This is a genomic window from Streptomyces griseochromogenes (assembly GCF_001542625.1).
In the GTDB taxonomy this organism is placed as follows: domain Bacteria; phylum Actinomycetota; class Actinomycetes; order Streptomycetales; family Streptomycetaceae; genus Streptomyces; species Streptomyces griseochromogenes.
Window position 1 is genome coordinate 1,014,694 of record NZ_CP016279.1, and the last position, 14,638, is coordinate 1,029,331.

14 protein-coding genes are annotated in these 14,638 nt (G+C 72.1%); 9 read left to right on the top strand and 5 right to left on the bottom strand.

Translation table 11 applies throughout. The features are described from left to right. Positions 1-31: 31 nt before the first annotated feature. Positions 32-796 carry a hypothetical protein gene (locus tag AVL59_RS04815; protein ID WP_067299933.1) on the bottom strand — a complete coding sequence of 255 codons (765 nt, stop codon included), beginning with the start codon at positions 794-796 and terminating at the stop codon, positions 32-34. A 283-nt stretch (positions 797-1,079) separates the two neighbouring features. Between AVL59_RS04815 and purN the strand changes: the two genes are divergently transcribed. Both purN and purH read left to right on the top strand, forming a co-directional pair. Next, positions 1,080-1,718 carry a phosphoribosylglycinamide formyltransferase gene (gene purN, locus AVL59_RS04820; protein ID WP_067299934.1) on the top strand — a complete coding sequence of 213 codons (639 nt, stop codon included), beginning with the start codon at positions 1,080-1,082 and terminating at the stop codon, positions 1,716-1,718. Further along, positions 1,715-3,307 carry a bifunctional phosphoribosylaminoimidazolecarboxamide formyltransferase/IMP cyclohydrolase gene (purH, locus tag AVL59_RS04825; protein WP_067299935.1) on the top strand — a complete coding sequence of 531 codons (1,593 nt, stop codon included), beginning with the start codon at positions 1,715-1,717 and terminating at the stop codon, positions 3,305-3,307. The genes purN and purH overlap by 4 nt, the downstream gene beginning before the upstream one ends. 72 nt (positions 3,308-3,379) lie before the next feature. Here purH and AVL59_RS04830 read toward each other — a convergent pair whose 3' ends face one another. The 4 genes from AVL59_RS04830 to AVL59_RS04845 form a co-directional block, all read right to left on the bottom strand. Continuing rightward, positions 3,380-3,850 (bottom strand): hypothetical protein, encoded by a 471-nt coding sequence (locus tag AVL59_RS04830; protein WP_067299936.1) that lies wholly within the window; start codon positions 3,848-3,850, stop codon positions 3,380-3,382. A gap of 102 nt (positions 3,851-3,952) precedes the next feature. Next, positions 3,953-5,494 carry a serine/threonine protein kinase gene (locus AVL59_RS04835; protein ID WP_067299937.1) on the bottom strand — a complete coding sequence of 514 codons (1,542 nt, stop codon included), beginning with the start codon at positions 5,492-5,494 and terminating at the stop codon, positions 3,953-3,955. Further along, positions 5,491-6,240: an FHA domain-containing protein gene (locus tag AVL59_RS04840; protein WP_067299938.1), complete on the bottom strand. Its 750-nt coding sequence runs from the start codon at positions 6,238-6,240 to the stop codon at positions 5,491-5,493. The genes AVL59_RS04835 and AVL59_RS04840 overlap by 4 nt, the downstream gene beginning before the upstream one ends. Before the next feature lie 158 nt (positions 6,241-6,398). Beyond that, positions 6,399-6,980 carry an RDD family protein gene (locus AVL59_RS04845; RefSeq protein ID WP_067299939.1) on the bottom strand — a complete coding sequence of 194 codons (582 nt, stop codon included), beginning with the start codon at positions 6,978-6,980 and terminating at the stop codon, positions 6,399-6,401. 264 nt (positions 6,981-7,244) lie between these two features. Between AVL59_RS04845 and AVL59_RS04850 the strand changes: the two genes are divergently transcribed. The 7 genes from AVL59_RS04850 (at position 7,245) to AVL59_RS50280 (ending at position 14,582) form a co-directional block, all read left to right on the top strand. Continuing rightward, positions 7,245-8,099, top strand: a complete 855-nt coding sequence (locus tag AVL59_RS04850; protein ID WP_067299940.1) for a bifunctional methylenetetrahydrofolate dehydrogenase/methenyltetrahydrofolate cyclohydrolase — start codon at positions 7,245-7,247, stop codon at positions 8,097-8,099. After that, positions 8,089-8,544, top strand: a complete 456-nt coding sequence (locus AVL59_RS04855; RefSeq protein WP_067299941.1) for a DUF3017 domain-containing protein — start codon at positions 8,089-8,091, stop codon at positions 8,542-8,544. Before AVL59_RS04850 ends, AVL59_RS04855 begins: the two co-directional genes overlap by 11 nt. Before the next feature lie 217 nt (positions 8,545-8,761). Continuing rightward, positions 8,762-9,925 (top strand): histidine kinase, encoded by a 1,164-nt coding sequence (locus AVL59_RS04860; RefSeq protein WP_067299942.1) that lies wholly within the window; start codon positions 8,762-8,764, stop codon positions 9,923-9,925. Further along, a complete protein-coding gene (locus AVL59_RS04865) occupies positions 9,922-10,596 on the top strand; it encodes a response regulator (RefSeq protein ID WP_067299943.1) in 675 nt (224 codons plus the stop codon). The genes AVL59_RS04860 and AVL59_RS04865 overlap by 4 nt, the downstream gene beginning before the upstream one ends. Before the next feature lie 429 nt (positions 10,597-11,025). Then, positions 11,026-12,216 (top strand): DUF2690 domain-containing protein, encoded by a 1,191-nt coding sequence (locus tag AVL59_RS04870; RefSeq protein WP_067299944.1) that lies wholly within the window; start codon positions 11,026-11,028, stop codon positions 12,214-12,216. Positions 12,217-12,570: 354 nt separating this feature from the next. Next, positions 12,571-13,560, top strand: coding sequence for a malate dehydrogenase (locus AVL59_RS04875; protein WP_067299945.1), 990 nt, complete (start codon positions 12,571-12,573; stop codon positions 13,558-13,560). A 281-nt stretch (positions 13,561-13,841) separates the two neighbouring features. Next, positions 13,842-14,582 carry a hypothetical protein gene (locus tag AVL59_RS50280; RefSeq protein ID WP_237281436.1) on the top strand — a complete coding sequence of 247 codons (741 nt, stop codon included), beginning with the start codon at positions 13,842-13,844 and terminating at the stop codon, positions 14,580-14,582. Positions 14,583-14,638 lie beyond the last annotated feature (56 nt).

Here is a 14,638-nt window from a genome sequence, read left to right on the forward strand (position 1 = left end):
CGAAGAGACCCCGGCCCCGCAGGCGCGAGCCCTAGCTGTTCCCGACCCCCAGCATCCCCCGCAGCTCCTTCGGCAGGAGCTGGTCGCAGGACTGCTTGGCCTCGTGGGTCAGGGCGTCGCTGACGCAGGTGTAGTAGTCCCGGTAGACGAACTGCACGGCGAAGCTCGTGCCCACCAGGGCCAGGGCCAGACAGGCCGTGACCAGGCCGCCGATCGCCGCCGTGACCTGCGGGCGGGGGCCCGTGGGGGCGGCCGGGGCGTCCGGGCCGGGGGTGCGGGGCCTGGCGCGCAGGGCGCTGATGCCCCAGTACAGGGCCAGCGAGCCCAGCAGCAGAGCCACGTAGGGCCAGCCGAACAGGACGAAGAAGACGGCCCACATACCGGACAGAAGCGCGTAGCGAGCGCGGCGCTGGGCCGGGTCCGTCGGGTCCCAGCGCATGCCGGGCCCGGTCGGGCCGCCCGGACCCTCGGGGCCGCCGCCGGGGCGCTCGCCGAAGCCGCCGGGGGAGCGGCCGGGCTGGTGGTCGCTCCACCGGCTGCCCCAGGGGGAGCCGCCTCCGGAGCCCGATGACCCCTCGGGGTGGCGGGGCTGCCACGGCCGGTCGGGGGTGCCCTCCGGCGGTGGCGCGAAGGGGTTGTCCTCCTGCTGCTCACCGCCGCGTCCGTCGCCGTCCCGACCGCCCGAAGGTGCCTCGGGCGGCGAGGCCGGCCGCTCTCGCAGCAGCACGGCGCCACGCTCGCCTCCCTGGGCCGGGCGCGGGGGGAACGTGAGGAGTCGCAGGCTGCGATCGGGCATCAAAAGAGCGTCTTCCCCTAGGTGAATACGTCAGTCCGACGAGAGCTTCCACCTCATGAACGCGCCGCACGACGACCGCGTTCCCGAGGCTGCTCGTTCTCGATTCCTTCCGAACGCTACCTTCCGGCCACGCACCCGTCCCGTGGGGGCCTCGCGGAGTGCCGGTATCGTTGCTGACGGTCGGCCGCTTCGTAGACTTCCCCGTATCCCGGGGCGCGAAGCATTCGTACGACTGTACAAAGGGCCGACCGGACACACCGCCTTCCCGAGAAAGGGCCTCACCGTGGCCGCCACCCCCGAAGGCCGAGCGGCCAGGCGCCTCGTCGTGCTGGTCTCCGGATCCGGCACCAATCTGCAGGCGCTGCTGGACGAGATCGAGCGCACCGGAGCCGAGTCGTACGGCGCGCGGATCGTCGCCGTCGGGGCGGACCGCACCGGCATCGAGGGGCTCGCCCGTGCCGAGCGGGCCGGGCTGCCGACCTTCGTGTGCCGGGTGAAGGACCACGCGACGCGCGAGGAGTGGGACGCCGCCCTCGCCGAAGCCGTGGCCGCCCACGAACCCGACCTCGTGGTATCCGCCGGGTTCATGAAGATCGTCGGGAAGGAATTCCTCGCGCGCTTCGGCGGGCGGTTCGTCAACACGCATCCTGCCCTGCTGCCCAGTTTTCCCGGGGCCCACGGCGCGCGGGACGCACTCGCGTACGGCGTCAAGGTCACCGGCTGCACCGTCCACTTCGTCGACGACGGGGTCGACACCGGGCCGATCATCGCCCAGGGCGTGGTCGAGGTCCGGGACGAGGACGACGAGAGCGCGCTGCACGAGCGCATCAAGGAAGTCGAGCGAAGGCTGCTCGTCGAGGTCGTGGGGCGGCTCGCCCGCAACGGCTATCGCATTGAGGGACGAAAGGTAGTTATCCAGTGACCGCCACCGCCGAGAGCACCAAGCGGCCCATCCGCCGGGCGCTCGTCAGCGTCTACGACAAGACCGGCCTCGAAGACCTCGCGCGCGGCCTGCACGACGCCGGTGTCGAGCTCGTCTCCACCGGGTCCACGGCCGGGCGCATCGCCGCCGCCGGTGTCCCCGTCACCAAGGTCGAGGAGCTGACCGGCTTCCCCGAGTGCCTGGACGGCCGGGTCAAGACCCTGCACCCGAAGGTGCACGCCGGCATCCTCGCCGACCTGCGTCTGGACAGCCACCGCGAGCAGCTCGCCGAGCTGGGTGTGGAGCCGTTCGACCTGGTCGTCGTCAACCTCTACCCGTTCCGCGAGACGGTCGCCTCCGGCGCCTCGGACGACGAGTGCGTCGAGCAGATCGACATCGGCGGCCCGTCCATGGTGCGCGCCGCCGCCAAGAACCACCCGTCGGTGGCCGTGGTGACCAGCCCCGAGCGGTACGCCGACGTCCTCGACGCCGTGCAGTCCGGCGGCTTCGACCTCACCACCCGTAAGCGCCTGGCGGCCGAGGCCTTCCAGCACACGGCCGCCTACGACGTGGCCGTCGCCTCCTGGTTCGCGTCCTCCTACGCCCCCGTGGACGAGTCGGGCTTCGCGGACTTCCTCGGCGCCACCTACGAGCGCAAGAACACCCTGCGCTACGGCGAGAACCCGCACCAGGACGCAGCCCTGTACGTGGACACTGCATCCGACAGCGGCTCCGCCGCGGGCAGCGGCCTCGCCGACGCCGAGCAGCTGCACGGCAAGGAGATGTCGTACAACAACTACACGGACACGGACGCCGCCCGCCGTGCCGCGTACGACCACGACGAGCCCTGTGTCGCGATCATCAAGCACGCGAACCCCTGCGGCATCGCCGTCGGCGCGGACGTCGCCGAGGCGCACCGCAAGGCGCACGCCTGCGACCCGGTGTCCGCGTACGGCGGTGTGATCGCCGTGAACCGCCCGGTCAGCAAGGAGATGGCCGAGCAGGTCGCGGAGATCTTCACCGAGGTCATCGTGGCGCCGGACTACGAGGAGGGGGCTCTGGAGGCCCTCGCCAAGAAGAAGAACATCCGCGTGCTGAAGGCCCCGAACGGCCCGTGCAACCGGCTGGAGGCCAAGCAGATCGACGGCGGTGTGCTGCTCCAGGCCACCGACCGGCTGCAGGCCGACGGCGACGACCCGGCCAACTGGACGCTGGCCAGCGGCGAGGCGCTCTCCGAGGAGGAGCTCAAGGAGCTGGCCTTCGCCTGGAAGGCGTGCCGCGCGGTGAAGTCCAACGCGATCCTGCTCGCCAAGGACGGCGCCTCCGTCGGCGTCGGCATGGGCCAGGTCAACCGTGTCGACTCCTGCAAGCTGGCGGTCGAGCGGGCGGGCGAGGAGCGGGCACGCGACTCCTACGCGGCCTCCGACGCCTTCTTCCCCTTCCCCGACGGCCCCGAGATCCTCATCGGCGCCGGCGTCCGGGCGATCGTCCAGCCGGGCGGCTCGATCCGTGACGAACTCGTCGTGGAGGCCGCCAAGAAGGCGGGCGTGACCATGTACTTCACGGGCACGCGCCACTTCTTCCACTGATCCGCGCGCGCCGACGGCCTCCGGCCCTCCCCCGAGGGAGCCGGAGGCCGTCGCGCTTGGGCCGCGTCCGTGTCAGCAGGGGCGCAGGGACCAGATCGGGTCCCAGGTCGCGGTGCCGGCCTGGTAGGCCGTCGAGGTCCAGCGGACGCTGCCGTCCTGGTTGTAGAACCTGGCGACCGTGCCCGGTGTCTGGTTGTTGGTGAACGGGCCGTCGCCGGTCCAGTTGTGGACGGCCCAGGTCTGGCACTTGTAGAAGTCGAACTTGGTGCCGTTGACGATCATGCACAGGTGACCGTAGGCGCAGTCCAGGTCCTTGGCGGCGACCTTCCCCTTCGGTGCCGTCGTGAGGGTCAGGCCGTCGTACCGGACCTTGTCGGCGGCGACCTGCAGGGGCTTCGGGTGCCCCGCGAGCACCTGGTCGGCCGCGGCCCGGAGCCCGGTGACCCGGGTTCCGTCCGGGGTGGCGGCGGTGGCCCAGGCCGTGGAGCCGGCGAGCAGAGCGGTGGCCGCGACGAGCAGTGCGGCGGGCTTGGCGATGTTCACGTGATTCCCCCATGTGAACGTGCGGTGTGGTCGCTCCGCCGTGACGGAGCGGTTCCACCGTGCCGCCGGCGCCCGTTCGCCGGTACCTCGGAAGTCTCAGGGTCACTTCTTTCCCGGGGGCGTGTACTCCTTGAGGTAGTGAGCGACGCGGGCCGAGTAGGCGCGGTACTTCGGGGGAACTCCGCCCGCGTCGTTCACCTTCTTGTACGACGTCCGGTATCCGGCCGCGGTCAGCACCCGCTTGTCTCCGCGCAGACCGTCCTTCAGGTGGGAGTCGATGAAGCACAGATAGCGGCCCATGGCCGGGATGGACACGGAAGGGGACAGCGGTGGCGTCGGCGTCGCCGACGCGGGGACGCCGTCCTCGCGCATCCACCAGCGCAGCACGCCCGGCGTCCAGCGGGCGATGCCGAACTCCTGCTTGCCGGGGTCGGAGAGGTTCGGGTCGAAGTTGCTCTCGGCCTTCAGCATCGCCGCGATGAGCGCGGGGGTGACGTCGGACTGGGCGCATGCGTGGGCGGAGTTCACGATGAGCCGGCGGTAGGCGACCGGAACGCCTTTGTCGGTCCGCAGTTCCGAGGCGCCGTAACCGGCCGAGGAGGCATCGCGGGCCTGGTCGTGCCGGTCCGTGGCCCAGGTGCTGATGCCGTAGCCGAGGGCCGCGACGGCCGCGGTGGCGGCCGCGGCTCCGGCGATCACCGCCTGCCGGCGCCTGCGGCGCGGGAACAGCCGGGGCAGCCGCGGCGAGCGGCCCGTGCCGGCGGCCGCCTCGACACGGCTGAGCAGTGCCTCGGTGGTGATGCGCGCGGCGTGCGTACGGGCCAGGCAGTCACGGATGATCTCCCGCCAGGCGTCCGGGAGTTCGGGCGAAAGACGCAGTTCGTCCGTGCCGCGGGCGTAGGCGGCGGCCGCGTCGCGGCGGGCCGTGGGGGTGACGCCGGACAGCGGGAAGGAGTCCGTGAGGACGAGGTGGGCGAGCACACCGAAGGCCCACACGTCGGCGGAGGGGCGGATCCGCCGGCCGCGTTCGCCGATCTCCGCCCACAGCAGCTCGGGCGGGGTGTAGTCGGGGGTGGAGAAGGCCGGGGTGTAGGCGTGGGTGCCCTCCAGCTCGGCGGCCATGTTGAAGTCGGCGAGCCGTGCCGAGCCGTCCGCCATCAGCAGCACATTGGCCGGTTTCAGATCCCCGTGCACCCAGCCCGCCCGGTGCAGTTGCGCCAGCCCCTCGCAGATCTGGGCGAGCAGTGCGGGCCCGGCGGCCGGCCGGGGCGAGGCGGAGAGCAGGGCGGACAGTGATCCTTCGGCCCTCTCCAGGACGAGGACCGTGGCGCCGTCGAGTTCGGGGCGGGCCGGGTCGTCGACGACGAGGGTCTCGTACATCCGGATCAGTCGCGGCCGTCTGAGCCTGCGGTACAGGTCGACCTCGCGCTCGATGAGTTCGCGCAGGTGGGCCAGTTGACGCGGGGTGCCGGTACCGGTGGGCAGGAACTTCAGGGCGGCCGCGGGCGGCAGTTCGCGGTCACCGGTGCCGGTGCGCCGGCCCGCGTACACGCTGCCGAAGGCGCCCGTCGCGATCGGCTCGCGCACCTCCCAGCCGCCGACCCGGTAGCCCCTCGGCACCGGCACGGCGTACGCCTCCGTCATCGGGCCGCCCGGCTCGCGGTGCCGGATCCGGACAGGACGACCAGGTCGTCCTCGCGCACGAGGTCGAAGCGGAGCGCCAGCGAGACCAGCGACTCCTTCTTGCCGTTGAGGCGGGGGCCCGTGTCCGCGGTCTCCGGGCCGGGCTTGAGACGCAGCTTCACGGCCAGGTAGTCGATGTTCCACTGCACCGAGGTGCGCGAGGCGGCCGGCCAGGCGGGGCGCAGCCGGTCGACGACCTGGTCGACGGTGGGCAGCGGGGCGTGCGGCTCGCCGCGCAGTCGCGGTTCGCACAGGGCGGCCAGGACGGCGAAGTAGCGCTTGGTGCGGTCGACGGAGAAGGCCGGGGCCGTGGTGTCGCCGTCCGGACCGGCGCCGTCGCGCAGGTAGTCGTGGCGCGGCGCCCATACCTCGATCGGCAGCAGGTCCCCGGCGGCGGGCAGCACGATCCGCGAGAACTCGAACGGGACGGGCGCGTCGAGCCGGCCCGGGCCCACCTTGATGTGCTCGCCCGCGCCCTCGGGGTTCTCCACGACGTACGTCTGCCGTGCGGACAGGTTGCTCAGTATCCAGAACGCGCCCTGGGCGCTGAGCTCGCCGGCCCGGCGTGAGACCCCGTCGTGCGGGATCGCCAGATCGTTGCCCGACGCCCGGCCGAAGGTGAGGCGCTCGCCGGGGGCGAGCCGGATCTGGTCGCGGTGCTCTCGGTCCTCCGGGGTCGGCGGAGGTACGACGATGATGCTGTACAAGGTGCGTCTCCCCGTGCCTGACGGCTACCCCGGTCAGAGCGTCTACCCCAGTCAGCCTAGGGGGACACACCAGGGCCGTGCCTCCCCCTGGACGGGTGAGACACGGCCCTCGGTGTTGAAATGGCGCGAACTGTACTGTCGCGTGATGTGCGTTCAGCTCACTGCGAGCGGATCACGATCGAGCCGCACACCTTGTCCGAGAACGTCTGGCGCTTGGCGTCCCAGGCGGGCCACAGGTAGCCGAGGTAGCAGGGCAGGCCGTCCAGGAAGTGGGCCAGCTGGCGCACGAACGCCATGCCTCCGCCGAGCGGCTGGCCGGTGTCCTCCTTGAGCGTGCGGGTGCCGACCACCTTCTTGCCGACCGTCTGGCCGGTCTTCCCCTCCTGGATCACCTGCCAGATGATGACACCGATCATGGCGACGAAGCTGATGAGCCCCAGAATCGGAACGCCCGCCTTCTCGCCGATGATGGCGATGGGGAGGTAGACGACCATGTACAAGGCACCGTCGATCAGCTTGCTGAGGACCCGCTGACCCCAGTTCGCGTAATTCGGCTGCATCCCGTAACCGCCCTGCTGCGGGTAGCCCGGGTAACCCGGCTGCTGCGGGTAGCCGTAACCCTGCTGCGGCGGCACGCCCTGGGGGGCCTGCGGGTACCCCGGCTGCTGCTGCGGGTAGCCGTAGCCCTGCTGGGGGTTCTGGCCCGGTCCGTAGGGGTTGTTGGGCGTGCCGAAACTCATGGCGACTTTCCTCCGTTGACACTGCGGGGACGACGCGGAAGGAACGGAGGTACGTCAGGATCTGAGCGGTTTGCCCCCCAACCGGACCGCGATACTGCGCCGCTCATCGTGGTAGGAAAGGCCGATTTTTGTCCAGCCGGATTCGCGAGGTGTTGTGCAAGTGCAACATCATCGATCAAGGGCGGGCGGTCGGCCGGGAGCCCGGGACCGGCCAGGGAACACCCGGATTGGAACCGGGAGCCGGTCATCCGCGAGGATGGTGACATGACCGCCCAGATTCTCGATGGCAAGGCCACCGCAGCCGCGATCAAGTCCGATCTGACCGCCCGCGTGGCGGCGCTGAAGAAGAGGGGCGTCACGCCCGGCCTCGGCACGATCCTGGTCGGGGACGACCCCGGCAGCCAGAAGTACGTCGCCGGCAAGCACCGCGACTGCGCACAGGTCGGCCTCGCCTCCATCCAGCGCGAGCTGCCGGCCACGGCGACCCAGGAGGAGATCGAGGCGGTCGTCCGGGAGCTCAACGAGGACCCGGCCTGCACCGGCTACATCGTCCAGCTCCCGCTGCCCAAGGGCATCGACGAGAACCGCATCCTGGAACTGATGGACCCGGCCAAGGACGCGGACGGCCTGCACCCGATGAACCTCGGCCGTCTCGTCCTGAACGAGCCCGCGCCGCTGCCCTGCACCCCCAACGGCATCATCTCCCTGCTGCGGGCCCACGGCGTCGAGATCAAGGGCGCCGAGGTCGTGGTCGTCGGCCGGGGCGTGACCATCGGCCGCCCCATGCCGCTGCTGCTCACCCGGCGCAGCGAGAACGCCACGGTGACCCAGTGCCACACGGGCACCCGTGACCTGTCCGCCCACCTCAAGCGGGCCGACATCATCATCGCGGCCGCCGGCGTCCCGCACCTGATCGGCGCCGAGGACGTCAAACCGGGCGCGGCCGTCCTGGACGTCGGCGTCTCCCGCAACGCCGAGGGGAAGATCGTCGGCGACGTCCACCCGGACGTGACCGAGGTGGCCGGCTGGATCTCCCCGAACCCGGGCGGCGTGGGTCCGATGACCCGCGCGCAGCTGCTGGTCAACGTGGTCGAGGCGGCGGAGCGCAGTGCCGGCTGAGAACACCCACCACAGCGCCGGCCCCACCGCCCCCGAGGCCGGCGGGAGCCCGAAGCGGACCACGCGCCGCTTCCCGCGGATCACCCGGGACACCGCGCGGCCCGAGGGCGGCGGCCGGGCCGCGCCCGGCGACGCCCCGGCACCCGCCCGGCAGTGGCCGTTGCTGGTCGTGCTGGGCTCGGTCGCACTCGGCCTGCTGCTGACCGCGCTCGACGTGTTCCGCTGGGGCACCCTGCTGATCGGCGCCGCCCTGCTGGCCGGAGCGGTCATGCGCTGGATACTGCCCAGCGTCGGCATGCTCGCCGTCCGCTCGCGCTTCACGGACATCGCCACCTACGGGATATTGGGCCTCACGATCGTCCTGCTGACGATGATGGCCCAGCCCCGGCCATGGCTGGTGATCCCGTTCCTGAAGGACACCCTGCACTTCACGCTCACCAAATAGCGGCGCCCGCACGACGGTGGCCCGCGTCTCCCCCGGGGACGCGGGCCACCGCCATACCCCCCGTCGTCGACGCTACGGCCGCCCGCCCGGTCCCCGCGTCCCCCTGCGGGACCACCTTCCCCCCTCTGACGGGGGAGACGCCGTCGCCCTCCTGCAACTTCCGTGGTACCGCGACCGGTTGACTCCCCGGCCCCGCTTCGGGCGTTACCCTGCGGCGATGCACCCGAGGACGCCCCGACCGCTCGTCGTGGACACGCTGATCGCGACGGCCATGGCCGTGGTCGCCGTCCTGCTGGGGCAGGAGTCGCGGTCGCAGGGCTGGCCGGATCTCGATGCCCGCGCCTACGTCCTGGTCGCCCTCGCGCATCTGCCGGTGGCGCTGCGCGGCCGGTGGCCCGTCGGTGTCTTCGCCGCCGTCCAGGCGGCCGCGCTCGTCTACATCACCCTCGGCTACTGGCCGGTGGTGTGCACCTTCGGCTCGATGCTCGCCCTCTACACGGTCGCCTCGGTCCGCCCGGTGCGCACCGCGCTCGCCTGCGCGGCCTGCATGACCGGGGTGTGGGCGTACGCCGGGGTGGTCAGCCACACCCCTTCCATGGCCTCCGTGCTCGGGCAGGCACTGCTGTACTGCTCGGTGCTGGTCTGGTTCGGGCACCTGGCCCGCCGCTCCGCCGAACTGACCCGCCGGCTGCGCGCGGAACAGGCCGAGCGGGCCCGGCGCGCGGTCGCCGAGGAACGGGGGCGGATCGCACGGGAGCTGCACGACGTGGTCGCCCACCACATGTCGGTGATCTCCGTCCAGGCGGGCCTGGCCCGCTTCGTCTTCGACTCCGACCCCGGCAAGGCCCGCGGGGCGCTCGGCACCATCGCGGACACCAGCGGCGAGGCCCTGGAGGAGCTGCGGCGCATGCTCCAGGTGCTGCGCGAGGAGGACCCCGAGGCCCCCGAGGGTGCCCCCATGCCCACCCTGGCCCGGCTCGGCGACCTCCTGGAGCGGGTACGGTCCGGCGGCCTCCGGGTGGACCTGGCCGTCGAGGGCACCGAACGGCCGCTGCCGCCGGGCGTCGAACTGTGCGCCTACCGCGTCGTCCAGGAAGCCCTCACCAACGTCCTCAAGCACGCGGGCCCGGCACGCGCGCGCGTGGAGCTGAGCTACGGCTCCCACGGCCTGACCGTCCGCGTCACCGACGACGGAGAGGGGGTGAATCCGGACAGAGTCTCCACCGGCGCCGGACACGGCTTGATCGGCATGCGGGAACGGGCCAAGCTCTACGGCGGGACGATCAGCGTCGGCCCACGCGCCGAGGGCGGCTACCAGGTCCAGCTGACCCTGCCCACCTCGGCCGCGAACACACGGCGGGGGGACGACCGTACGCGATGACCACAGTGCTCGTCGTCGACGACCAGTTCCTCATCCGCGCCGGGCTCGTGGGCCTGCTGGACGCCGCGCCCGGCTTCGAGGTGGTGGGCGAGGCGGGCGACGGCGAGGAGGCCGTGCGGCTCGCCGCCGAGACCCGGCCCGACGTGATCCTCATGGACATCCGGATGCCCGGCATGAACGGCATCGAGGCCACCGAGCGCATCCTCGCCCAGGCCCCCGGCGAGGCGCCCCGGGTGCTCGTGCTGACCACCTTCGACCTCGACGAGTACGTGTACGGGGCGCTGCGCGCCGGGGCCGCCGGGTTCCTGCTGAAGGACTCCGGGCCCGAGCGGCTGCTCGCCGCGATCACCGCGGTCGACGGCGGCGACGCCCTGTTCGCGCCCAGCGTCACCCGGCGCCTGGTCGAGGCCTTCACCCGCCCCCAGGCCCCCGCCGCCGCCGACGACGCGGCCTCGCCGCCCGGGCTCGATGTGCTCACCGCACGCGAGACCGAGGTCCTCAGGCTCACCGCCCGCGGCCTGTCCAACCTGGAGATCGCCGACCGCCTCTACATCAGCGAGGCGACGGTCAAGACCCACCTCAACCGCACGATGACCAAACTCGAACTGGGCAGCCGGGCCCAGGCGGTGGTGGTGGCGTACGAGACGGGCCTGGTCACCCCGGGCGGTTGAACGGCCGAGCGGAGCGTGGGAACGGCGGCCCGCCCCCTCCCCCGAGCAAGGACGGGCCGCCGTCGAAACCAGACTTCCCGCCGTGAACGGCCTGTTCAACGCCTGTCTGTGCGCTGTGGCAGGGAAGTGACCGTTCCGCTACGGTGTCCGCGCCCTGCCACATCTGCCGCCAACATGTCGATGTGTCGACGAAATCGGGGATACGGTACGAAGACCCCGTGGAAACCGGGGCACGCCCGCGGGAGCCGGTGCTCCTGTGCGCCCCCACTCCGGGAACTGGGATCCTTAGTCAGCGCATCCCTGTGGGTAGCCAGAACGGGGCCGCGCCGGTGACGACCGGTCCGGCGCCGGGCACGTGCGGGGAGCGCGGGGAACCAACTGCACCAACCGGGGGGAAAGAGGGGGGAAGCAATGCCTCGTTGGAAAGCCTTGCCGGATGAGCTGGATCCGCAGATCAAGGAGTTCACGAGCCAGTTGCGCCGGCTCGTGGACCGCAGCGGACTGAGCATCGCGGCGCTGGCGGACCGGACCGGCTACAGCAAGACGTCCTGGGAGCGCTACCTGGGCGGCCGGCTTCTCGCGCCCAAGGGCGCGATCGTCGCGCTCGCCGAGGTCACCGGCACCAACCCGGTCCATCTCACCACCATGTGGGAGCTGGCCGAACGCGCCTGGAGCCGGGCCGAGATGCGGCACGACCGGACGATGGAGCAGATCCGTATCTCCCAGGCGCGGGCCGCGCTCGGGGAGTTCGGGGCGGCCGAGGCCGAGGGCACGAGCGGGACCAAGACGGCCCGCAAGGGCGCCGCTGCCCGTCCGACCCCGGGCATCGCGGGACCCGCGGGGGTCTCACCGACCATCCCGCCCCAGCCGACGGCGTCCGAGGCCGACGAACCCGGGAAACCCGCGAAATCCGAGACGGCGGACGGTTCCGAGGCCTCCTCCGGCGCCAACTCCTGGGGCCTGGCCGGCTACCAGGGCCCGTCGCCGCTGACCGGCCGCCCCGGCGCCGGCGCGCGGCCCCCCGTCACGCCGGACGCTCCCGGGCGGACGCCGGGTGCGCCGAATCCTTACGACCTGCGGTCCACGGCCCAGCGGCCCGGTACCGCCGCACCGGCCAAGGGGGCCGGGCCCAAGGGGCGGCTGACGATGTTCCTCGCGGGCGTCGCCGGTGTCCTCGTCGTCGTCGCGGCCGTCTTCTTCTTCACCCAGCAGGGCGGCGGCGACAAGAAGGCGGGCGGCACCAAGTCGCCGTCGCCGACGGCCAGCTCGGGCCCCAGCGTGCCCGCCGGGGTCAAGTGCGGCGGCTCGGCCTGTTCCGGCAAGGACGCGGAGGCCATGGGGTGCACCGGTGACCTGGTGACCACCGCTCAGACCGCCACCGTCGGCACCACCACGCTGGAGGTCCGCTACAGCAAAGCCTGCGGTGCGGCCTGGGGACGGATCACCCGCGCGACCCAGGGCGACCGGGTCGAGGTCTCGGCGGGCAAGGCCCGGCAGTCGGGTGACATCACCGCCGTGGGGGACACCATCGCCTACACCCCGATGGTCGCCGTGAAGAACGCGGCCGAGGCCAAGGCCTGCGCGACCCTCGCCTCCGGGCGGACGGGGTGCACGAAGTAGCGGACCCGGGGGCACGGAGCGGGGGCCGCGCATCAATTCGGGCGGAATTCGGGTGAGGAACGCATGGGCCGCCGGATCCTGGGCACGCGAACCGTACCCCCACGGGAATCCGGTGAACCGGTGCCCCCCAGCGGCGGCCGTCCTCGTCCTCCTCTCCCGGACGGGCGGCCGCCCCTTTATGCAGCTCGCGTCCGAAGGAACCACGAATGAGACTTGTGGGGTGAGCCACAGGGCCCCGGACGTCTCGCATGCCGGATGCGCGATAGCCTGACCGCTGGATTCTCTTGACGCCAAGAGATCGATCATCCGCCGGGGCAGTGACGCCCCACCGCCAGCTGTCATACGGAGAACGCCATGACCCGCACTCCCGTGAACGTCACCGTCACCGGCGCGGCCGGCCAGATCGGTTACGCCCTGCTCTTCCGCATCGCCTCCGGCCAGCTGCTCGGCGCGGACGTGCCGGTCAAGCTGCGCCTCCTGGAGATCACCCCGGCGCTCAAGGCCGCCGAGGGCACGGCCATGGAGCTGGACGACTGCGCGTTCCCGCTGCTCCAGGGCATCGAGATCTCGGACGACCCGAACGTCGCCTTCGACGGCGCCAACGTGGCCCTCCTCGTCGGCGCCCGCCCGCGCACCAAGGGCATGGAGCGCGGCGACCTGCTGGAGGCCAACGGCGGCATCTTCAAGCCGCAGGGCAAGGCCATCAACGACCACGCCGCGGACGACATCAAGGTCCTCGTCGTCGGCAACCCGGCCAACACCAACGCGCTCATCGCGCAGGCCGCCGCCCCGGACGTGCCGGCCGAGCGCTTCACCGCGATGACCCGCCTGGACCACAACCGCGCGCTGACCCAGCTCGCGAAGAAGACGGGCACCACGGTCGCCGACATCAAGCGCCTGACCATCTGGGGCAACCACTCCGCCACCCAGTACCCGGACATCTTCCACGCCACGGTCGCCGGCAAGAACGCCGCCGAGACCGTGAATGACGAGAAGTGGCTGGCCGAGGACTTCATCCCGACCGTCGCCAAGCGCGGTGCCGCGATCATCGAGGCCCGTGGTGCCTCGTCGGCCGCTTCCGCCGCCAACGCCGCGATCGACCACGTCCACACCTGGGTCAACGGCACCGCCGAGGGCGACTGGACCTCCATGGGCATCCCGTCGGACGGCTCCTACGGCGTCGCGGAGGGCCTGATCTCCTCCTTCCCGGTCACCTGCAAGGACGGCAAGTACGAGATCGTCCAGGGCCTGGAGATCAACGAGTTCTCCCGCGCCCGCATCGAGGCCTCCGTCAAGGAGCTCGAGGAGGAGCGCGAGGCGGTCCGCTCCCTGGGCCTCATCTGAGTCCTGCCTCCGGCGGTTTCGCCGCGAGCCTGTGCGGGCCCTGTTCCGGTTTCGTCCGGAGCGGGGCCCGCGCCCGTTTTCGCCGCTACTGTCAAAAGCGGTCAGGGGAAGGGCGATTCGGGGGGTTCGCGATGAGCGGCTGGAACGGATGGAACAGCGAGGAGGGGCACGACTGCGGGCCCGGTGACGACAGAGGCCAGGCGGCCTGGTCGCCCGGAGCACCGAGCGCCCCGCCGCCCTGGGCCTCGGCACAGACCCAATCGGCCCCGCTCCCGCCGCTCTTGCCCCGGGCATCCGCCGGCACCACGGCTCCGGTCCCGCCCCCGCCCGTCCCGGTCCCCTCACCGTCGTACGACCCCGCACCTCGCCGTGTCGACGGCGGCCGGCTGGTCGCCCTGGTCGTTGCCATGGCCTTGATCGGCGCAGGTTCCGGCTTCGGGGTCTGGTATCTCGGGCAGGACCGTGCTGACAGCGGCTCCCCGGCGGCATCCGCTCCGGCCACCGGTGTCTCCGTCTCCGCCCCGGCCCCCTCCACCACCGCCACCCCGTCCCCCTCGAGGTCGGCCCCCGCCGGCTACCGCCTCGTCCACGACCCCGTCGGGTACACCCTCGCCGTCCCCGAGGGCTGGACGAGGCGGCAGAAGCAGGGCGAGAAGGCGGCCGTGGTCTTCTACGACGCCCCGTCCGACGGCCGCCTGCTGCAGATCTTCGAGCTGGCCGAGCCCACCGTGACCGAGTCCCTGGACCTGGCCGAGCACGACCCGGTCTACGGCTACTCCCACGAGCCCGGCTACCGGGCCCTCGCCCGGCGCTCCGCGGACACCTGGACCGAGCTGTCGTACCGCTACGACGACCGGGACAAGGGAGCCCGCCGGGTCGTGGACCACCGCTTCCGGGCGGCCGACGGCACGCTGTACGCGATCCGCGCCAGTGGCCCGGAGAGCCTGTCCGACGGCCTGGTCCGCGGGCCGCTCACGACGGCGCTGGCGTCCTTCTGCCCGACGGATGCCTCGTGCGCGTAGCGGGCGCGGTCACCGGGTTCCGCGTTTGCGCGGCGCCCGGAACGGCTTGGTGAGGA